This is a genomic window from Colwellia sp. Bg11-28 (assembly GCF_002836245.1).
GTDB classification, from domain to species: Bacteria; Pseudomonadota; Gammaproteobacteria; order Enterobacterales; family Alteromonadaceae; genus Colwellia; species Colwellia psychrerythraea_A.
Map to the genome: position 1 here is coordinate 335,009 of NZ_PJBA01000001.1, position 22,590 is coordinate 357,598.

General features: G+C 38.3%; 14 protein-coding genes. 10 read left to right on the forward strand and 4 right to left on the reverse strand.

Translation table 11 applies throughout. From position 1 onward, the window contains the following. Positions 1-178: 178 nt before the first annotated feature. The 5 genes from CXF79_RS01410 (at position 179) to CXF79_RS01430 (ending at position 6,836) form a co-directional block, all read left to right on the forward strand. Entirely contained in the window at positions 179-1,078 is a 900-nt protein-coding gene (locus CXF79_RS01410; protein WP_101153614.1) for a LysR family transcriptional regulator, read from the forward strand. A 104-nt stretch (positions 1,079-1,182) separates the two neighbouring features. Further along, positions 1,183-1,740, forward strand: coding sequence for a class I SAM-dependent methyltransferase (locus tag CXF79_RS01415; protein ID WP_101153615.1), 558 nt, complete (start codon positions 1,183-1,185; stop codon positions 1,738-1,740). A gap of 324 nt (positions 1,741-2,064) precedes the next feature. Beyond that, entirely contained in the window at positions 2,065-3,492 is a 1,428-nt protein-coding gene (locus tag CXF79_RS01420; protein WP_101153616.1) for a coniferyl aldehyde dehydrogenase, read from the forward strand. A gap of 163 nt (positions 3,493-3,655) precedes the next feature. Then, complete coding sequence (locus CXF79_RS01425; protein ID WP_101153617.1) at positions 3,656-4,243, forward strand: TetR/AcrR family transcriptional regulator; 588 nt, start codon at positions 3,656-3,658, stop codon at positions 4,241-4,243. Between the two features lie 412 nt (positions 4,244-4,655). Further along, complete coding sequence (locus CXF79_RS01430) at positions 4,656-6,836, forward strand: MFS transporter (RefSeq protein ID WP_011041829.1); 2,181 nt, start codon at positions 4,656-4,658, stop codon at positions 6,834-6,836. Positions 6,837-6,999: 163 nt separating this feature from the next. On the opposite strand, the gene CXF79_RS01435 is transcribed toward CXF79_RS01430, so the two are convergent. After that, positions 7,000-8,805: an alpha-amylase family glycosyl hydrolase gene (locus CXF79_RS01435; RefSeq protein ID WP_232769044.1), complete on the reverse strand. Its 1,806-nt coding sequence runs from the start codon at positions 8,803-8,805 to the stop codon at positions 7,000-7,002. 90 nt (positions 8,806-8,895) lie between these two features. Then, positions 8,896-10,524, reverse strand: coding sequence for an alpha-glucosidase family protein (locus CXF79_RS01440; protein WP_101153619.1), 1,629 nt, complete (start codon positions 10,522-10,524; stop codon positions 8,896-8,898). Positions 10,525-10,803: 279 nt separating this feature from the next. Between CXF79_RS01440 and CXF79_RS01445 the strand changes: the two genes are divergently transcribed. Next, positions 10,804-13,314, forward strand: coding sequence for a glycoside hydrolase family 31 protein (locus tag CXF79_RS01445; protein WP_101153620.1), 2,511 nt, complete (start codon positions 10,804-10,806; stop codon positions 13,312-13,314). Between the two features lie 3 nt (positions 13,315-13,317). After that, on the forward strand, positions 13,318-14,343 hold the full coding sequence (locus CXF79_RS01450; protein ID WP_101153621.1) for a glucokinase: 1,026 nt from the start codon (positions 13,318-13,320) through the stop codon (positions 14,341-14,343). Positions 14,344-14,554: 211 nt separating this feature from the next. Here the strand turns inward: CXF79_RS01450 and CXF79_RS01455 are convergent, their stop codons facing one another. After that, positions 14,555-15,802, reverse strand: coding sequence for an MFS transporter (locus CXF79_RS01455; protein WP_011041824.1), 1,248 nt, complete (start codon positions 15,800-15,802; stop codon positions 14,555-14,557). 207 nt (positions 15,803-16,009) lie between these two features. On the opposite strand from CXF79_RS01455, the gene CXF79_RS01460 reads away from it, so the two are divergent. Both CXF79_RS01460 and pgmB read left to right on the forward strand, forming a co-directional pair. Continuing rightward, positions 16,010-18,379 carry a glycoside hydrolase family 65 protein gene (locus CXF79_RS01460; protein ID WP_101153622.1) on the forward strand — a complete coding sequence of 790 codons (2,370 nt, stop codon included), beginning with the start codon at positions 16,010-16,012 and terminating at the stop codon, positions 18,377-18,379. 28 nt (positions 18,380-18,407) lie between these two features. Next, positions 18,408-19,076 (forward strand): beta-phosphoglucomutase, encoded by a 669-nt coding sequence (gene pgmB, locus CXF79_RS01465; RefSeq protein WP_232769045.1) that lies wholly within the window; start codon positions 18,408-18,410, stop codon positions 19,074-19,076. Here the strand turns inward: pgmB and CXF79_RS01470 are convergent. After that, the gene (locus tag CXF79_RS01470) at positions 19,062-20,081 is read right to left on the reverse strand and encodes a LacI family DNA-binding transcriptional regulator (RefSeq protein WP_011041821.1); all 1,020 of its coding nucleotides are present in this window, start codon (positions 20,079-20,081) and stop codon (positions 19,062-19,064) included. The genes pgmB and CXF79_RS01470 overlap by 15 nt on opposite strands. Positions 20,082-20,274: 193 nt before the next feature. Between CXF79_RS01470 and CXF79_RS01475 the strand changes: the two genes are divergently transcribed. Then, positions 20,275-22,548: a TonB-dependent receptor gene (locus CXF79_RS01475; protein ID WP_101153623.1), complete on the forward strand. Its 2,274-nt coding sequence runs from the start codon at positions 20,275-20,277 to the stop codon at positions 22,546-22,548. The last annotated feature ends 42 nt before the right edge of the window (positions 22,549-22,590 follow it).

The following is a 22,590-nucleotide window of genomic DNA, read 5'->3' on the forward strand; positions in this document are numbered from 1 at the left end:
TTACGTGCGTATTTGTATGCATTGGCTTTACTACGAGTTTGCTTGCTCGTTTAAGTGTGGCTATTCTATCTATTGCTAATTGAGCAAGCCATAACCTAAATTGCAAATCACAATTGCCTTTTTGGCAAGGCGAAGTTAGAGTAACAACAATATAAATAATCCTTATGTAACAGCCATTATGAGTTCACTGAATCGGTTACTGTATTTCAACAGTGTTGTCGAAACCGGCAGTATTTCCCAAACCAGTAGAATTTTTGATGTGCAGCCCTCCTCAATTTCTAGGCAACTCGCGGTACTCGAACAAGAACTCGGCGTACGATTGCTAAATAAAACGACTAGGAATACTGGTTTAACTGAGGCTGGGCATAAATATTACGAATACTCTCAACGTATTGTTTCGGAATTTGATGAAGCCAAAAGAGTCGTTAATGACTTACAAGAAGTGCCAAAGGGTAAGCTTAATATAAGTATGACAGTGGGTTTTGGTGAAAGTGTTGTACTGCCACTGATTTCGAAGTTTATCTCGCTCTATCCGAATATTGAGATAGACCTGGAATTAACCGAACGGGTTGTAGATCTTGTCGAAGAGAATATAGATGTAGCGATTCGAAGCGGTCGTTTACCTGACTCAACCATGATAGCAAGGCAACTAACGTTAAATAATTTCCTATTATGTGCAAGTCCTCAATATTTAATTAACCATAGTATCCCGCACGCACCTGAAGATTTAAAAGATCATCAATGTATCCGATACAATTATTCTCGATGGAAAGATTGGTTTTTAATGGCAGAAGAAAAAACAAAACTGTCCCTTAACAACACCATTTCGGTTAACTCTGTTAATGGTCAAAAACAACTTGTTCTGAATGATGCTGGACTCGCTTTAATTCCTTTATGGGCCGTCAGAAGTGAACTAGAAGATGGCTCGCTAATTCAAGTCATGCCAGAATATACTTTCAGCCCTTATGAAGAGTTGAGTGCCACCTATGCCATATACTTAAAACGAGAGTTGATTTCACCAAAGACACGGGTTTTCTTAGATTTTTTAGTAGAAAATATCGTAAACATTGAAAGCTAATCCCCCTTACTAAGTGTTATTCTCTTTTAATGATAACGTATTTGAAAACCGCACCCGTAACCTATCTTTCTTCATAACTTGCACAACCTATTTGAGAGTTTTCTTTGATAATTTCTGAACTACTTTTACTCATTAGCTTGGTTTTCATTGCGCTGCTTATTACCAGTTCGATCGTGTATAGCACCGTAAACTTGGGCATATCGCCTATGCCAAGCTCAAATAAAGCCTATTTTTCCATGATGCAGTTAGTTGATAAAACGGGGTCAGGTACTATCGTTGATTTGGGTAGCGGCTGGGGTAACTTTGTCATTCGTATCGCCAAAAGATATCCGCAAAGACAAGTAGTAGGATACGAACTATCCTTTCTGCCTTGGCTAACATCAAGCTGTCTTAAAAAGATATTGGGGTTAAAAAACTTAACCTTACATAGGAAGAACTTTTATCTGGCAGACTTTTCTAAGGCCTCCGTATTAATCTGCTATTTGTTCCCTGAGGCGATGGAAAAAATCAGCCATAAATTACAAGTAGAAAAATCTAACGTCAGCTTTCTTATTAGTAATAATTTTGCACTACCCTCATGGCAAGCTTATAGAACGATACGACTTAATGACTTTTATAAGTCTCACGTTTATTTATACAAAATCAGTAAAGCAGAAACTTAAAAAGTTATAACAACCTAATATTTAAAGACATATCCTGTTCAGCAATATTTTTCCTAAGAAATAATTAATTAGTCGTAATGACCACGACTAATTAATTTATATCCCTTGAGAGCCTAGCTAACCTCACTTTAGTTATAAATTAATAATAATTTTTGTGATTAGTTTGAATAAAAAACAAACAAAACATTGCAATTATGGTTGTAATGAGTTCAAATACCCATACCGACTAACTAGTCAGTCTATTCTTTTGGTGGTTATCCATACACATCAAAAGCTAGGTCTATACCTAAATAACACTAAGCGACTTGAACAATGGAGTTACCGATGAATATGTCAGAAAAAATGAATACTGAACTGCGTGAATTATCAAGCATACTAACTGGCCAAAAACAGGCATACCGCAGTGCTCCTAACCCGTCAGCTAAAGAGCGAATTGCACAACTATCCGCTTTAAAAAGTGCCCTACTTTCTTTTCAAGACGACTTGGTCAACGCGCTTAATGAAGATTACGGACAACGTCCCGCACAAGATAGTTTAATAGCCGATATCATGCCTTGTATCGTCAATATTAATTACACTATTAAACGCCTTAATAAATGGATGAAACCGCAACGCCGTCATGCAGGGCTATTATTAGCGCCAGCTAAAGTTGAAGTGCATTATCAACCTTTGGGCGTAGTCGGTATTATGGTGCCGTGGAATTTTCCTGTGATGTTATCTATTGGTCCGTTAATCACAGCCTTAGCTGCTGGCAACAGAGCAATGATTAAATTGTCAGAGTTTACTCCGAGTACCAACCAAGTTATCAAGAAAATGTTAAGTAGTATTTTTGAACAAAATACCGTTACCTGTATTGAAGGAGAAGCCAACATCGCGGCAGAGTTTTCTGCATTACCCTTTGATCACTTAATTTTTACTGGCTCCACTACAGTTGGACGACACGTAATGCGAGCGGCTGCTGATAACCTTACCCCTGTTACTTTAGAGCTGGGTGGAAAATCCCCAGTGATTATTGCGCCGGACATGCCAATAGACACTGCCGTTGAGCGCTTAATTTTTGGCAAGTGTTTAAATGCAGGACAAATATGTGTGGCACCCGATTATATTCTTTGCCCTAAAGATAAAGTTGAAGCCTTTATCAGTAGTTATCAAAAGCAATTTCAAACTATGTATGGCGATAAACATCAAAGTACAGATTATGCTCATGTAATAAACGAAAATCAGCATAATAGATTACTTTCTTGGTTAGATGACGCAGTGAGTAAAGGTGCAAAAGTAGTTTCAGCTAATGGGCAAGACATTGACCGAAACTCACGTGAGCTTGCCACGCAATTAGTCACTGAAACCACCGATGACATGCTGATAATGCAACAAGAGATTTTTGGCCCAATTCTCCCCATTATTAGCTATGAAGATATTTCAGAAACAATTGATTATATTAATGAGCGCGCTCGGCCTTTAGCGCTTTATATTATGAGTTTTGATACAGAAACCCAGCAACATTTGTTGAGTCAAACTCACTCTGGTGGTGTTTGCATTAATGAAACAATCTTTCATGTAGCCGCTGATGATGCACCTTTTGGAGGTATTGGAGATTCTGGCATGGGCCAATATCATGGCAAGGAAGGTTTTTTAACCTTTTCCAAAGCAAAAACAGTGCTGTCTCGAGGTAAGTTAAATATCGGAAAATTAGTGCATCCTCCCTACGGTGGTTTGATACAAAGGTTGATGTTGAAGTTTTTCTTAAGATAGTATTAAATTAAATGAGAATAAGACGATAATGTTGTAATTTCACAGTGTTATAATGGCGCTATTCTACGGTTGAATAGTGCCCATGCTTCAAATAGTGCCAATGCAGAATTATTTTTCACTTCATTAATAACCACCTTAAATCTATAAAAGAGTAAACGAATATATGTCTGTAACTATAAACCAGCCTAAAAATAAAAAGCAGCAGCTTTTAGATACCGCCTTAGCCTTGTTTGTAAATCAAGGTATTTATGCAACGTCCACCGCATCTATTGCCAAAACAGCAGGTGTTGCCACTGGCACTCTTTTTCATCATTTCCCTTCAAAAGATGCTTTAGTTCTTGAACTTTATAAAAATATAAAACAAGAATTTGCACTGCAAATAGCACCATTCGAACTCGATGCAACCCGGTTAGAACAACAAGCCAAAGTGATTTGGCAACAAGCAATTGATTGGGCTTTAGCTAATGCTGAGCAACAGCAATTTTGCTTACTTGTGATGCAATACCAACCGCTTTCGGCCAATACTAAAGCTCAAATATTTGCTGATGAGTTTGGTTTTCTAAAGGAGATAATGCTCTTTGGTCAACAGCATCAACTTATTGCTAATTATCCGATAGAGCTGATGTTAGAAAGTGCCCATGGTCAGTTCCTTACTAGTAGTCAGTTTTTCATTAACAACACTGAGCTCGCTCAAGATGCTAAATACCGCGAGGCGGCATTTAATCTATTCTGGCAGTCATTCACACGTTAAATGGATACTGCTAGTTATTGAATCAAACGTAAGCGTGATTTATCGTTTATGACTTAGTTACCCATTGGAAAAACACAGCAGGAGCATAGAGTACTCATAATTCTGGTAGGATTTAAAATATATCCCTTCGACTAAACACATTATAAGCCTGCAATTTTCCAAGTTTTACAGATTCTATCCCCCAAATAACGACTAAAACTCAGTTAAAAACGACTACCAAGCTTGTATAGCACTATTTTCAATATTTTTACTATAATCAATAACATTCTGTTGTTATGCTGCGCAATTATCAGCTACTTTTAAGTAGTATCAATAATTTCTGGCTGGGTGATGAGTGAAACCATTTTCATAAAATGCTATTCACTTAGATGCCGGAGAAGTTACCCAACAAATATAGAAAAGAGAACTGCGTGTGATAACGACCCTCAAACCTTTTATCCTATTACTAACAAGTGGCTTTTTGTTAATGTTAGGTTATGGATTAAGCAACATTTTACTACCTGTGCGTATGCAGAGCGATGGGGTGAGCCTGGATAATATGGGCTTAGTACTGTCTATGTTGTCTGTGGGTTTTTTGCTGGGTGCATATTATAGCCGTATCTTATTACAACGTGCCGGTCATATAAGAATATTTGCCATGTGCGGTAGTTTAACCTCTGTGGCGATTTTACTTTCAGGCCTTTACCCCGAGCCTTTAATACTCGCTGGGATGAGGATAGTCACGGGGTTTTGTATTGCTTGCACCAATGCCACTCTTGATAGTTGGTTAAGTCATAGCGCCACTGAAAAAAATAGGGGACGTATACTATCCATTAATCAGATGATGATAATGACAGCCCTATTTTCTGGCCAATTTTTATTAAATGTCGCGCCGATTAATGATATTACCCTGTTTGTTATCTGTGGCATTTTATTTAGTTTATCCATTACACCCATCGTTATTAGCAGACAACAAGGTCCACAAATTGAAGATAGCCCATCAATGTCTTTAATAACTGTGTTCAAACTGTCTCCTTTGGGTGTGGTAAGTAGTTTTTATTGTGGCATTTTGTATGCTGGTTTAATGAATATGTTGCCTATTTTTGCCAGTAACAACGGTATTACAGATTTAGACTTATCCATATTTATGGGATCAGCAATCTCTGGGGCAATTATTTTACAGTTTCCTATTGCCTATTTATCGGATAACTTTGACCGCCGAAAAGTCATGCTATTTATGGTAGCGACACTCATTGTACTGTGCTTATCTGTGCCATTACTTATGTCCGAAGATATGTTCAAACTAACCTTATTTGCTATTGCGCTAATCACTGGTTTGGTTGCCTGTCTTTACCCAATGAGTATGTCTGAAACATTTGATACCGTCTTAAAAGAACAAATTTTGGCAGCAATGAGTTCGCTATTATTAATCTATGCCTTAGGCAGTATTTTAGGTCCTTACCTTGCTTCTGTAGTGATGAATTCCTTCGGTAGCAGCGCGCTGTTTAGCTTTATGAATGTAGTCGCCTTAACTCTGTTACTTTTTATCGGTATTCGTATGAAGCTACAGCAAGCTTTACCACTTGATGAGCAAGAAAGCTTTATCATGCAAACACCCAGTGGCGTAGTATCAGAGCTCGATCCTCGTACACAATATGCAGAAGCACAATTCGAATCAACTCCGGAAGTGGAAGTTGCTATTAGCTTGGCGAATAAAAACCCATCGGCTGCGGTTAATATGGTTAAAGCAATTGTGCAAAGAGATCCAAAAAATGCGTCAAACTTAGCCGCGGCATTAAGTACTATAGAGGCGATAGACATTGGGAAATTATATGCCGCAATAACATCAGCAGCTCCACAAATGAGCATTCACATTGCTGAAGCATTAACCAATGCATCCCCTGAACAAGCGGATCAACTTGTTGATTGGATCACCTCTGAGTATCCCGATCAATTTACTAACATTGTTGTCGCAATTGCTAATGCAATGCCTGATAACGGTATTGATTTAATGGAATTAGCCGCTGAGAACATGGCCGAAGAATACCCTAGTGAGTTGCTAGAAATGACTGAAGAATATATGACAAACCTATCGGATTCTTTAGATGCAATGCGTCCAGTCGATAGGGTCGCTGCGGCCTGTGAAAATACGGCAACAGAGCTTTACAATCGTTTATCCGATGTATCTCCTGAACAGTCTGCAGAGCTTGCCTTCACGGTATCAGAATCTCTGCCTGAGTCGTCAAACGATGTTGCTGAAGCCTATGTTCAAAACTTAATTGATAGTGAAAGCGAAGGCGAAAATGAAAATACCAATGAAAACGAGCAAGTTTTCTCAGAAGATGCATTAGAAAATATCGAGAATGCAGCTAATAACTATATTAATCATATGGTTGACAACATCCCTGAGCATGCAGTAGATGTCGCGAGTACATTCGTTGATTCTTTTCCCGAAGTTGCTTCGGATATGCTAGAAATACTGCAAGACTCGGATGACATTGAAGACAGCGAGTTAAGTATTTCTATTGATGATAAGCCGTTACAGAGTATTGTAGAGCAGCAATTACAAGAAGCCGTACAGACTCAGTCTGATGATATTGAACAAAAAAATTAAAGCCGAACTAATATGAAAACCAACTTTAATTACCCCGTACAGAAATAGTTTTGGACAAGATGGGTTAGCGATATCAGTATAAATAAAATGAAAGTAAAACCAATATTCCTATTACAAGTAATAGGAATATTTACACTACTGTTTCGATGTTAGATTCAGTTAACTACTTCAATTGATAAATAGCAAAGCTCAGGGGTGCTATCTCATCAGCCTTTCCAGACTCCACTGAACGATAAAGCAATGTAGTTTCTGCTTGTTTAACGCCTATTTTCTCTGACACTAGATTCAAGCTTTGCGCATTTATTGCCGTATTAAACACAACCAATAAACTTTGTGCATTAGTGTTATTCGTCGCTTTCGTTTGACGTGTAATAGCAAAAATACCGGCTTCATTTTGAGAATATACCACCGCCTGCTCACCAAAACGTAACGCTGGGTATTGCTGATATAACTGAGCGTACTTAGCAAAGCTTTGATAAAAAAGATGGTTAGTATCAAAATTATCGTCGGCTGTGCTTTTAGTTGTAGCCAGTAAATCATCATCATTATAACTGTCAACAAATGAAGGCATCATATCTTGGCGTGAAGCTTGATCACCACCATCACCGACAAAACCTTGCTCATCTCCATAATAAATTACCGGTACACCGCGACTAAAGAACATCATCGCATGTGCCAATAAGTTACGTTGAATTTGTGCTTGTTCACTATAATTATGAGAACTTTTCTTCAGTGAAAAAGCAAAGCGACCCATGTCATGATTACCGGTAAAATTAACTAATTGATTAGCATTGGTGTTGCGAATATATTTATGCTCAGTATTATAAAAATGGTCTTTAGCGAATAATTGCGCCAATACATCAGTACCTTGCTGTTCAACCAAGGCTTTCGTCATCGCACCTTGAAAAGCAAAGTCTAATACTGAAGGAATTTTAGCTTCTGTAGTAAAGCGACTTAATAATTCAGGTTCAAAACTATAAACTTCACCAAACATGAAAAAGTTATCAATACCTTGTGCTTTAGCATGTTGCATTAGGGCTGGTGAGAATTGCTGCCAAAACTCTATGTTGACATGTTTAACGGTATCAATACGAAAGCCATCAGGCTTAAACTCATCAATAATATCTTGGTAAATAGCAATCATGCCATTAACAACACTAGATTTTTGGGTATATAAATCATCAAGGCCAGCAAAGTCACCTCGCACTGAGCTTTCGCCTCGCCAGAATGAATCACCTTGGTTGTGATAAACATCCATATCATTAAGCCATGCTGGATATTTTAGTGTTTCATCACCTTTAGGAATTAATGGGGTGTAATGCTTGCCTTGAGCAAGTTGCGCCATAGAAATAAATGGACAATCATTACCTTTACTTACATCAACTATCCAACCTAAACCGTCTTCGCCGTGGCATTCTTTGGTCTTGATCACGTCAGCTGTATGGTTAGTGATAATATCAAAAAATACTTTTATATTACGTTTGTGCGCTTGGTCTATAAAGTTTTTTAGTTCGGCGTTACTGCCCAGGTGCGGGTCAATTTCAGTGAAATCCAATATCCAATATCCATGATAACCAGAGGTTCCCGCTTGCATAGCGCGATTACGAAGTATCGGCGTTAACCAAATGGCACTTACCCCCATATTATCTAGGTAAGGTAATTTTTCAGTCAAACCAGCTAAATCACCACCGTGATACATGCCTTTATGCGTTTTATCTAACCCACCGCGAGACACAGCACGCTTTTTATCATTTTCAGCAGCGCCTAAATCATTACTAGTGTCGGCATTGTAAAAACGGTCAGGTAAAACAAAGTAAAAGACCTCTTCTTGAAAATCACGTTGCTGATAAGGTGCTAACGTTGCCGCCTTAGCCGTTAACTTTTCTGTTAGCTCCACGCCTCCTGCTTGGCTTACTTGAGATGTAATACACGCCAAGCTTATAGCTGCTAATACCGAACATTTACTCATAAAATTCATAGCGTTTCTCTTAATGCGTTTACCGTATTGACCGAATTAACTTACTGACATATCTGACTAAGCAACTGACTAAGCAAGCGATTAAAGCTTGCTATAAAAACAGCCAAAAGGTGGTAGTTCTAATACACCATCAGTAATTGTTGCGCTTATTAGCTTATGATCAGACAACACTGTTAGGCTATCACTTGCTGGAGTCAGTGAAGATAAAGCTACTATTTGGCTTTGCTCACTAAAGTTAAAGCATACTAATAACTGCTCACCTTGGTATTGACGAACAAAAGCTAGTAGTGGTTCTGCAGTATCAATAAAATTGATGTCACCGTAACGTAACGCTGGTTGATCTTTGCGCCAGCGGTTAAAGTTACGGTAGCTATTAAGCACAGAATCGACCGCATCATCTTGCACATCGACTGATTTAGCAAAGTGTTCATTGGATACCGGTAACCAGGGTTTGCCTTCACTAAAGCCAGCATTAATTGCATTATGCTGCCAAGGATGTGGCGTTCTGCAACCATCTCTGCCTTTAAATTGAGGCCAAAAAGTGATGCCATAAGGGTCTTGAATATCTTCAAAGGCAATATCGGCTTCAGTTAAACCTAACTCTTCACCTTGATAACTACAAACGCTGCCACGTAATGACGAAATCATTGCATAGAGCATTTTAGCAAAATCTTTACTATTAAAACCGCCCCACCTAGTAACAACACGCTCTACATCATGGTTTGAAATAGACCAACATGGCCAGCCATCTAATACACGCGATTCAAGGTTTTGTACAACCTGTTTAATATAACTCGCACTAAAATTATCCGTTAATAAATCAAAGCTATAGCCCATATGCAAGCGGTGTTCGCCTTGGGTATATTCAGCCATAGTTTTTAAGGAATCTTCTGAAGATATTTCACCTAAAGCCACCGTACCTGGGTACTCGTTTAGCAGTGTTCGAATATCTTCCATAAAACCTAAGTTTTCATCTTGGGTGTTATTGTAATAATGATACTGATAAGCGTATGGGTTTTTCTCATCAAAGCCGATGCTTGTTCTTAACTCTTTAGCTTTCGCAGGATTATCACGTAATTGCGCATCATGATAACAAAAGTTAATCGCATCAAGGCGGAAACCATCAACACCACGTTTAAGCCAAAATTCAATATTGTCTAATACCACTTGGCGTACATCAGGATTATGAAAGTTTAAATCTGGCTGACTGGTTAAAAAGTTATGTAGGTAATATTGTTGACGTCTTGGCTCCCAAGTCCAACCTGTTCCGCCAAATATAGATAACCAATTGTTAGGCGCAGTGCCATCTTCTTTGGCATCACTCCAGACATACCAATCCGCTTTATCATTAGTTTGATCTTCACGTGAGTCAATAAACCATTGATGCTGATCTGAGGTATGACTAAGCACCTGATCAATCATAATTTTAATGCCAAGGGCATGTGCTTTAATGACAAGTTCATCAAAGTCAGCCAGCGTACCAAAAATAGGGTCTATTTCACGATAGTCGCTAATATCATAGCCAAAGTCTTTCATTGGGGATTTGAAAAAAGGAGAGATCCAAATAGCATCAACCCCTAAACTAGCAATATAGTCTAACTTGCTAATGATTCCTGGCAAATCGCCAATACCGTCCTGATTAGCATCATAGAAGCTACGTGGATAAATTTGATAAATTACCGCGCCACGCCACCACATTTGTTCATTCATTTGAAAACCCCAACACTGATACTTGTTCAACTGGTAATAGTTATTATCAACAGTCGCTGTCCAAGCATTTAATAATTCTTCAAATAAGAATACGCAAATAAAAAGTTAGCTGAAAGGCTTTGCATACGTATGTATAACAAATCCCTCAAATTGCATACGTATGTAATACTTATGTCATGAGAAGTAACCCTTGCATACGTATTCAAGATGCTGCGTGCGGTAGACTAAGGGTATTATCGTTAACACTCTCGTATTCCTCTCAACTTTAAGGGTATTGTTTTGCGTTCATTCACATTGAAATACTTCACAATTAATTCATTAACTTGTTTACTCACTGGCTTATTAACTTGCTTGGTTATATCAACGCCATCATTGGCAAGTTCGGGGAATTACCTTAATCATAAATTAGCAGGTGATAGCCTTGTTATCACCACTAACTCAGTAGAAGTAACTTTGAGTGCTTATGGTGAAGGCGCAATAGCAGCACATTACCAAAACCTTGAGAAAAAGCTGCCAGCTAGCCAACTGCCCTCCTTTGCCATCAAAGAAAATGCACATAACAGTAAGTTTGTTATAACAGAAGATAAGAATCAGCTGACATTAACCTTAAATAAGCTAAGTGCGGTGATCAACAAAGCGCCCTTTTCTATTAGTTATTACCAGAAAAATAAGCACCAGAAAGACACATTACTTATCTCTGAGCAGAAGGGTTTCTTTAGCGATACCGTTCTTGAAGAAAATAAAAGCTTAGCTGTTCAAGGATTTCGCTTTCACCTAACTGACACTGAAAAACTACTTGGCGGTGGTGAACGAGTGCTTGGTATGGATAGACGCGGTCATAGTTTCCCTTTATATAATCGAGCACATTACGGCTATACCACACAATCAGAGCAAATGAATTTCTCAATACCCGCAGTAATGTCGAGTAATAAATATATTGTGCTATTTGATAACTCCGCCAAGGGTTATATGGATCTAGCGAAAAAAGAAAAGAATACCCTTGAGTTTTCTGCCGTTGCTGGTCGAATGGCTTATATTGTATTTTCTGCTGATTCTTACCCTAAACTGCTCAATAACTATGTTGATGTTACCGGTAAACAACCGCTACCTCCGCGTTGGTCTTTAGGTAACTATGCTTCACGTTTTGGTTATCGCTCAGAAGCCGAAGTAAGAGCAACAGTAAATAAATTTATCGATTTAGATTTTCCTCTTGATGCCTTAATTCTAGATTTATATTGGTTTGGTAAAGACATTAAAGGCCATATGGGTAATTTAGCTTGGGATAAAGAAGCCTTCCCTGAACCTGAAAAAATGATAAGTGATATTAAAGAGCAAGGCGTAAACACTATCTTGATCACTGAACCCTTTGTACTGAGTACTTCAGCTAAGTGGCAAGATGCTGTTGAACAGCAAGCATTAGCCAAAGATGCACAGGGCAACGCTAAACAGTTTGATTTTTATTTTGGTAATACCGGTTTAGTTGATGTCTTCAATGACAAAGGACAGCAGTGGTTTAATAATATTTACCAAACACTTTATCAGCAAGGCGTAACGGGTTGGTGGGGTGATTTAGGTGAGCCGGAAGTTCACCCCAGCGATACATTACATACCCTTAGCGATGGCAGTGTCGTTAATGCTGATGCCATTCATAATGTTTATGGCCATCAATGGGCAAAAATGGTTTTTGAGAATCAACTTAAGTTGAGCCCTGATCAGCGACCGTTTATTCTAATGCGTTCAGGTTTTGCTGGCTCACAACGCTATGGCATGATCCCGTGGACCGGTGACGTTAGTCGCTCTTGGGGTGGCTTAAAGCCGCAAGTTGAGTTGAGCTTACAAATGAGTTTATTAGGCATGGCTTATACTCATTCTGATTTAGGTGGTTTTGCCGGCGGCGAGAAGTTTGACCAAGAAATGTATATCCGTTGGTTACAATATGGCATATTCCAGCCAATCTACCGTCCACACGGTCAAGATAACATTGCACCAGAAGCGGTATTTCATGACAAACGCACGCAAGATATTTTACGAGAGTACATAAAACTCAGATATAAACTGCTGCCATATAACTACACTCTAGCCTATCAAAATAGTACTACCGGTATGCCTTTAATGCGTCCGCTTTTCTTTGAAGAGCAGCTTGAAAATAAAGAAAACTTAACTGCATTTGATAACGCTAGTAGCTACTTGTGGGGTGATGCTTTTCTAGTAACCCCTGTTGTTTCAGCAGATGTTAGCTCTGTAGCAATAGATTTACCTGCTGGCGTTTGGTTTGATTATTTCACCAATGAAAATGAGCCAAGTAAAAAGTATCAAGGTAATCAAACCATCAATTTACCGACTACTTTAGAGAAACTGCCAGTACTAGTTCGCGCTGGTGCGTTTATTCCCATGATAGATGATATTCAATCAACACTGGATTATGACGCCAGTAAATTAACCTTACATTATTATGCAGATAAATCAGTCGCTACCGCTGACTATGAAATGTATGAAGACGATGGCAAAACCTATCAAGCTATCGAAAAAGGTTTATTTGAATTACTACAATTCTCAGCTAATCAACAGCAGCAACATTTGAGCATAAACCTAAATCGCAAAGGCAAAGGTTACAACGGCATGCCCAAAGAACGCAACATGACTGTCGTAATTCATAACATCACGCAAGCCCCAAGTGACATCAAATTGAACAATAAAGTGATAAAAAATGGCGTTTGGCAAGATAAAAATAACACCTTAACCGTCACTTTTGCTTGGCAGCATCAACCTCTAACCTTAACGATACAATAAGTCATGAATACAAATTTAGCTCACACCAAAGAACAGACCACTATCAATCTAATTGCAGATATTGGCGGTACCAATATTCGCTTGGCTCAAGCAACAGCAAAGCTCGGCACGAATACGCGTGACATTGATATTAATGATATTGAGACCTATCAATGCAAAGAGTTTTCTAGCTTAGCTGATGTGGTTGCACATTATATTGATGTTAAAGAACTGAATAACTTGGCCATTAACGCTTGTTTCGCTATCGCTTGCCCAGTAGATAATGACTTGATTAGCATGACTAATTTACCTTGGCAGTTCTCTCAAAATGAACTCAAACAGTCATTAAATTTACATTCATTACGCTTTATTAATGACTACACCGCAATAGCCATGGCCATTCCTCTGCTATCAGAACAACAGAAGATTAAAATAGGTGGCGGCGAAAGTATTGCGGGTAAACCCATTTCAGTCTGTGGACCAGGTACAGGGTTAGGTGTTGCAAACTTAGTACCACTGTCTCTGTCAGGCAATGAGCAATGGCATTGCATTAGTGGTGAAGGTGGTCATATTGATTTTGCTCCGGTTAATGAAATCGAGCAACAGGTGATGAACTTTATCCAAGGCATCAAAAAGCGAGTTTCATACGAACAGTTATTGTCAGGTTATGGCTTAGAGCAAATCTATCAAGCACTGTTATTTATTAATCATGGCAAAGAAATTACCACGGTTGAAGACAAACTTACCGCTAAAGATATTACGGCGAATGCGCTTAACGCCACTTGTACTGTTTGTGAGCAAACACTGACACTCTTTTGTGATGTGCTGGGTAGTTTTGCCGGCAACCTTGCGTTAATAATGAATAGCCAAGGCGGTGTTTATATTGCTGGCGGCATAGTGCCGCGTTTTGTTGACTATTTAAAACTGAGTGACTTTAGAGCGCGCTTTGAAACAAAGGGACGACTCTCCTCTATCACAGAGCAAGCTCCTACCTACGTGATAACTGAAGAGCAACCAGGATTACTTGGCGCCGCGGCTTGTTTGTTATAACAATCTTTATTTTGATCAAGAGATAATAGCGTCGAGCCTGTCTTATCTTTATTATCTCTTAATCTAGTACTATCAAATTTCCCCCTTAATTCCCTAACAATTAGCTCAAGCCATGATGTAGAACTATCCAACAGCATTTCAAACGGTTACGTTTATCTTACAACTGAAAAGTACTTAGACCTGTTCAAAACTTAATAAACCTTCCCTGTAGTTATGCTTTCACTGCGTCCGTGAGTTCATTCGACTCCACATGAGACTTCAATAGCGCTAACATCAGTGCAATAATCACAATGGGTAATAAGGTAAAATAAAATGCGGTTTGCCCATCAAAAGCAGAAAAAACAGCGCCTGTAATCATAGAGCCTGTTGTTCCCCCAAGAGCCGAAAAGAGTACAATTAATCCGGTCATTGCGGCATGTCTTCTTTGTGGTAACGCACTCAAAATGACTGAGTTTATTGCGGGGTAAATGGGAGCCATAAACAGCCCAATAAAAGGGAATAACCAAGCGGCTACAGGTAAATTATGCCAACTAACATTTTCATTAACAACAAGGTCTTTTGTCAACGGTAGTGTCAATAACACCAAAATGGCCATTCCTAACAAACAAACGTTCAGTAACACATACCAATTAATACGTCTTAGTATTGCACCCGCACCTAAACGGCCGATAGCTAAACAAGCAGCAAAAATACTAGTAACTTGTACACTAATATCTGTCGGTAAGTGAAGCACTTCGTTATTAAATGTTGGTAACCAGGTACCAATACCTTGCTCAATAAGAACATATAAAAAAGCCGAAATAACAAATACTAAAACCATAGGTATTTTTACTAATTTGATCATGGCTACAAATTCATCAAACGCTGACGTTTTATTCTCAGCTGCTTCGACCTGTTTAAAAGGTGTTGATAATAATAATAAAATATTTATGGAACATAATAATGCAAGCCAATAATAAACTTCAAACCAGTCAAGCGATTTCGGTTCATCTGGATTGATAAAAAAGCCAAATATCCAATAACCTGATAAGACCCCAACCATAAAGAATCCCTCTATGGTGTTGAGAAATGAAGCATGTTCTTGACGGTTATTAGTGATCAAACCCACGGTTGAATAAACAGACACTTTTACTAAGGCAAAACCAATACCAACTGACAGAAATAATACTTTACTCATGGCAAAACTAGGCAACTGCGGCATTATTAAACAAGTAATAGTCACCAGGCTCAGTCCGATTAAAATTGCTTTTCTATAACCAAAACGAGGTAAATACGAAGCAACTAAAAAAGAAACCAAAGCAATGGGTAAGTCTTTGAAGCCTTCTAATATACCGGCTGAGGGTTTGCTAATATCGAAATTATTAATAACTTGTAAAATCACAACACCCACACTGTTAAGCAAAATAGCAAAAACAAAATAAGTGAGTAACAAAGATAATTTAATACGCCAGTTTTTCATAACACTCCCCGAATATATACTTCATATAAGCATAGTTAATGACTATTAACGAATTATTTACGCACTACGACAATAAACACTATCGATTGCATATTTAGTAACATTCAATAATAGTAGCTTCAAAAATATTATTTTGCAAACGATTGCATAATTTAAATAACCTTGTATTATTAATAGCAGAAGAGAACAATTAAATAAGGTTAACGTGTGAAAACTTTAAACAACTACCTAGCTATAGATGAAGATAAACAGTGGATTTTATCGCAAGATCAGTTAACACACCTTTCAAAGGGTGTTATTGAAACATTATTTTCATTAGGTAATGGTACTTTAGGTACGCGTGGCACTAGCGGTTATGAAAGTGACATCACCCAACCTGAGTGTGAAGGCACTTATATCAATGGGTCTTATATCAGAGAGACGATTGAATATGATGAATCAGCTTATGGCTTTGCACAATTTAATAATAAAATGATGCAAGCATTTAATACCAAAGCTATTGAAATATCATCAGAAAATGAAGTTTTCAAACCTCATAGCATTGGCAAAAGACATGTAAACTTGCACCAAGCGTCTTATCATGAGGTATTACAACTTCACTCAGATTCAGGTAAAGAAATTAAGCTGCATATCACTCGATTTGTATGTCAACATCAACAAAATATGATGATAAATCACTACCAAATAGAGGCGGTAAATTTTTCAGGTAAATTACAAATAACGTCTTCGATTAGAGGAAGTGATTCGACAAGTCAAAATAGCAATGACCCTAGAATAGGCAATTTATCAATGATTGATAAACTACACTGTTTAGAGTCATTATCTACACCCGAATATGCCTTTCTATTACATCAACTATCAGATCCAAAAAGTTTGATGATTGCTGCAACAAGTCACCAGTTTGAGCAAAAAAATAAGCATATTAAGATCAGTTCAAACAGTAAAAATGTATTAACTGAACAATTTGAAGTAGAACTTACTGACAATAAAGTTACCTTCAGTAAATACAGCTTATATTTATGCCCTCAAACGTTAACAAGTAATAATCAACAACAAAACGCACCAGTAGATGAGCAAGCATTAATCACTCAAGCTCGTGAAGAGCTCTTATGTGCTAAAAACCTTGGTTATCAAGAGAACTTACAATTACATCAACAATTGATGAATGATTTTTGGCAAGATAGTGATGTAATCATTGAAGGGCATGACCAACATCAATTAGCTATCAGATTGAATATGCTGCATTTAACTATGTCAGCAGGAAAAGATGGTCAAAGAAATATAGCCGCCAAAGGTTTAACTGGCCCTGGTTACGACGGGCATTACTTTTGGGACTCAGAGATCTATATTATCCCCTACTTCATTTACACTCAGCCTGATGTAGCAAAAAGCCTGTTAAGTTATCGCTTTAACAGTTTAGAAAAAGCTAAGAGTCGTGCAACAGAAATGGGCCATGAACAAGGCGCCTTATTCCCTTGGCGTACTATCAGTGGTGAAGAATGTTCATCCTTTTTTCCAGCAGGAACAGCGCAATACCATATCAATGCAGCAATTGCCTACGCAGTGAGACAATATTTTAAAGCAAGTGATGACTGGCAGTTCATTTGGGATGAAGGTGCTGAACTTGTTATTGAAACCGCACGATTATGGCCCTCATTAGGGCATTTCAACAAAAATAACAGTAATCGTTTTTGCATTGATACTGTTACTGGACCAGATGAATATACCGCATTGGTTAATAACAATTATTACACTAACTCAATGGCAAAAATTCACTTATCCTTTGCTATTGAGCTGATAAATAAATTAAGCGTTAACAATGAAAGCCGATGTAACCTGCTGCTAACTAAGCTAAATCTTTCCATTGAAGAGCTGAATATTTGGAAAGAAATTGCTGAGAGAATGTACCTTCCACATCAAGCGGAGCAAAACATTAGCCCGCAGGATGACAGTTTTTTAGATAAAAAACCTTGGGACTTTAGCGGTACGCCCAAAGATAAATACCCACTGTTATTAAACTTTCATCCACTGGTAATTTATCGTCACCAAGTTTTAAAACAAGCTGATGTGATCCTTGCCAACTTTTTGCAAGATGATGAAGTAGATATCCGTTTAAAGCGAAATAATTTGGCTTTTTACGAACCGATAACAACTCATGATTCAACCTTATCAGCCTGTACCCATAGCTTAGCTTACAGTGAAACAGGCAATCATCAGGCCGCCTTTGATTACTTTGATGACACAGTGTTAACGGATTTAAATAATCTACACAACAATAGCCATTATGGTGTGCATACAGCCGCTATGTCTGGTTCTTGGATGTGTATTACACAGGGTTTTGCTGGCTTACGTATTAGAGATAATTACGCGAGTTTTCAGCCTAATTTACCAAAGCAGTGGCAAGGTTTACGTTTTAAATTGAAGCTATTGGGTTGCCAAGTTGAATTAACATTATGTCGTGGACAAATAACTTACCAGCTATTGTCTGGTAAACAGTTCTCTTTAAAACATTACCAACAAGATTATTTACTCACAGAACTAGAGCCAACCTTGCATATTGCAATTGATGAAGATTAATCGAAAAAGTAGCCTCGTGGAGAAAGAAATGATGATAACAAGTGCAGTAATATTCGACTTAGACGGTGTGTTAACTGATACCGCAGAATTTCACTTTATAGCCTGGCAAGCTATAGCTAATAAACTCGACATTACCTTTGATAGAGAAGACAACGAAAAGCTTAAAGGGGTGGATCGTGAAAACTCTTTAAAATACATTTTATCTAAGGGTAATTTAGTTGTTAGCACAACAGAATTTGAACAATTGCTCAAAGAAAAAAATGACCAATATCTAACCTTAATCGACGAAGTTAACCCAAGTCATTTGTTTGATGGAGTATTAAATTGCTTTGCCGTGTTAAAAAAGTCTAACGTTAAGATTGGCTTAGCTTCTGCTAGTAAAAATGCTAGCTTAGTCATTACTAAACTCGGCATTGAGCATTTATTTGATTTCATTGGTGATGCCGCTTCCGTTGCCAACAGTAAACCTGCACCCGATATTTTTCTTTCGGTCGCACATGGACTGAAGGTATCACCAAAAAACTGCATCGGTGTTGAAGATGCTGTCGCGGGTGTAAGCGCAATAAAGTCTGCCAATATGTTTGCTGTAGGCATAGGTGAAAGCCAAGTACTCACACAAGCAGATTTAGTTTTCCCTAGCATGAGTGAGTTTGATTTTAAACGAGTCGAAACAGCATTTTTATTATCTGCTACTTGATTGCCTTTGCACGACTTCAACATCTAATAGCTGTGATTTAACGGGCTGTTGGTTAATTTTATTTAAAAGAATCTTAACCAATAGTCGACCACCTGCGGCCGTATTTTGTTTAATCGTTGACAAAGACGGAGAACAAAATTCTGACATAGCGATATCATCAAAACCAATAATAGCTATTTTTTGGGGTACATCGATATTTTGCTCAAACAGATATTTACTAGCCCCAAGTGCGATAGCATCACTAACCGCAAAGATACCGTCAATGCCTTGATCTTCTATTAATAAGTGATCGCGAAGTTTTGAGTAACCATCGTTAGAAGTGAAGTCTGTTTTAATTTGCAGCCCATGTTCAATCGGTAGATCCGCTTCTTTTAGTGCATCTTGATAACCTAACCAGCGCTGCTCTACTTCGTTATGATTTATATCACCAAGAAAGGCAATTCGTCTGCAGCCTTGCTTAATCAAGTGTTGTACCGCAAGAAAGCCACCTTTTCGATTATCACTTCCTATTGTGGTATAGCTGTTCTCATGAATTTCAGTACCCCAAACCACAAACGGTAACTTGGTATTTGCTAACGACTCAACACGTTGGTCATGCTCGCCTTGGCCAATAATGATTAAACCATCCGCACGTTTTGATTCATAGTAATAGCTATACCAATCATGCGTAGCGGTTTTAGTTGTAGTGAGCAACATATCATAACCAAACTTAGTTAACTCATCGGCAATAGTACCTAATATTTCCATTAAAAATGGATCAGAGATAACTTGTCCAGACTTACGCTCTAACATTACCACCACAGCAATCGTATTGGTTTTTTGTGTGCGCAGCTTACTCGCGGTGACATTAACTTTGAAGTTATGTTCTTTAGCAATCCCCTGAACCAAGTCCCTAGTAGACTGTTTAATAACAGGATTATCCCTTAGTGCTCGAGATGCTGTCGATGTGGATACATTCGCTAATTTAGCTATGTCCGCTAGTGTCATTAAATTTTTTTTATTCATGTCATTGATTATTACATAATTTACGTGCGAAGTAATCCTTTCAAACCATAACAATGCAATCGATTGTAAAAAGACCTTGCAATCGATTGCATTAATATCTATATTAATTCTGGGGAAGAAAAAACGTACAAAATATTATTATAATTAACAGTTGATATAGCATTTGCTAATATTGACGATAGAGGACGACAACATGCCAAATAAATTTAAATTATCATCATTAGCACTGTCTATAGCACTAAGTTGCCATGCTAGTAATAGCTGGGCTGAGGAACAACCTTCTGCAAGTAGTGACAACGTTGAAAAAATAGTTGTAACGGGTACTTTCAGCGGTAAAAGTGTTGCTAAGGAAGAAGCAAGTTTTGCTGTTAGTTCATTTTCTGAAGACGACATAAAAAAATTAGCACCTAAAAGTACTGCTGATTTATTTAAAGCTATTCCAGGTGTTTGGGCTGAAAGCTCTAGTGGTGTTGCAGGCGCTAATGTTTTCGTGCGTGGTTTTCCTGGTGCTAGTGATGCTCCGTTTTTAACTGTTCAGTTAGAAGGTGCGCCAATTTTCCCACCACCTACACTATCCTTCCTAGAAAACTCATCGATGTTCCGTTTAGATGAAACCGTTGAATTTATGGAAGCGCTTCGTGGTGGTACTAATCCAGTAATATCTAACGGGCAACCAGGCCTAACCACCAATTTTTTATTAAAAGAAGGCGCTGAAGATACTGAAGGTTTGGTAAAATATTCCACTTCTGATTATGGTTTACAACGTTTAGATGCAGTAGTAAGTGGTGAAATAGCTGAAGACCTTTATATCATGGTTGGTGGTTATATTAAAAGCTCACCCGGTGTTCGGGATGCTGGATTTAATGCCGAAGAAGGTAATCAATTTACCATCAACATTACTAAAGAGTTAGACAACGGTAAAATCAATTTCTATACCCGTCAAACTGATGATCACGGGACTTGGTATTTACCTACACCTTTAGACGTTGAAGGGGTTGATAATGAATTCACCCAAATAGGTACGCTAAATCGTCAAGCCGAAATTGCATATGGTCCAGATGGCACCACTGAGACTATTGATTTTGGCCAAGGTCGTGGCTGGAACGGTTCGGTATCTGGCGGTAGTATTGACTTAGAGTTCAATAATGGCTGGGTACTAGTTGATCGTTTTAGTTTCACTTCGGGTGATGCTGATACTTACGGTTTAGTCCCAAATGGTGCTGCAGTTAAATTATCAACGGTAGCTGATAACGGCAGTACTGCTTTTGGTGCAGTGACAGGCACTGAATACTCAGGTGATACTGATGTTCAACAAATTGGCCGTTGGGTAGTAAAGAAAGAAATTGAAGCATTCACCAATGACTTTGCTTTAACCAAAACCTTTGATAGAGGCAGTGTAACCGCAGGTTTATATAACTCAACCTTTTCATCTAAAGATTGGTGGTCAATAGGCAATCAGTCTTATCATGTTGTAGCACAGGGTGGCGAAAACCTTACCGGTATAGATTGTAATGACAATGCAGACAGTTGTGGCTGGAATTACGACTTAAATGGTATTGGTGAAGGCAGAACCACTGCACTGTATTTAGCTTCATCCTACGAAATATCAGATTCAGTCACAATCGATGCAGGTCTTCGACGTGAAAACCATGAAATTGAATATACGGTTGATGAAGGTTTAGATGGCGTGGTCACTCAAGCAGTCTCTTATGATGAGTCAAGCACTGCTTGGACCGCTGGTATTAACTGGATGTTTTCAGAGAAACAAGGGATATTTTTCCGTGCAAGTGAAGGCAGCAAAATGCCATTCTTTGATGACTTCAGAGAGAACTACGCCTCTTATCAAAATGGTGACGATTTAATTAAAGATGTTGAACAATTTGAATTGGGTTATAAACATTCAAGTGAGAACTTCGAACTTTATGCCACAGGTTTCTTCAATGAAGTTAACTCTACTTTCGCCGTAAGTCCTGAACAGGCAGCAGTAGCATTTACTAACGAAGCGTATGGCGTAGAGATTGATTTTAATTACTTCACCGACAATGGTTTCTCTATTAACTTAAATGCGACCTTGCAAGAAACAGAAGTCACTGCACATGATGATCCTGCGGTTATTGGTAAAGAAGCGCAAAGATTACCTGGTTATCAAGTTCGCGTTACACCAAGTTATGACATAGAATTTGAAAATGGTATGTATGCAACCTTGTACGGCACTCTTACAGCGGTAGATGATCGCTTCAGCGAGCAATATAACGAGAAAGCATTAATACTAGAAAGTTATCAAAAAATTGACCTTGGTGTAATTTTCAATCTTACTGACGAAGTGAAAATGCAATTAGCAGTTAATAACATAACAGACGAAGAAGGTTTAACCGAAGGTGACCCACGCGGTGTATCTGGTGTATTGGACAATGGCCGTTATATATTAGGTCGTACAATAGATTTCAACGTGAGTTATAGTTTTTAAGCAGTAGAGCAATGAATAAAAAGGCTACCATTTAGGTAGCCT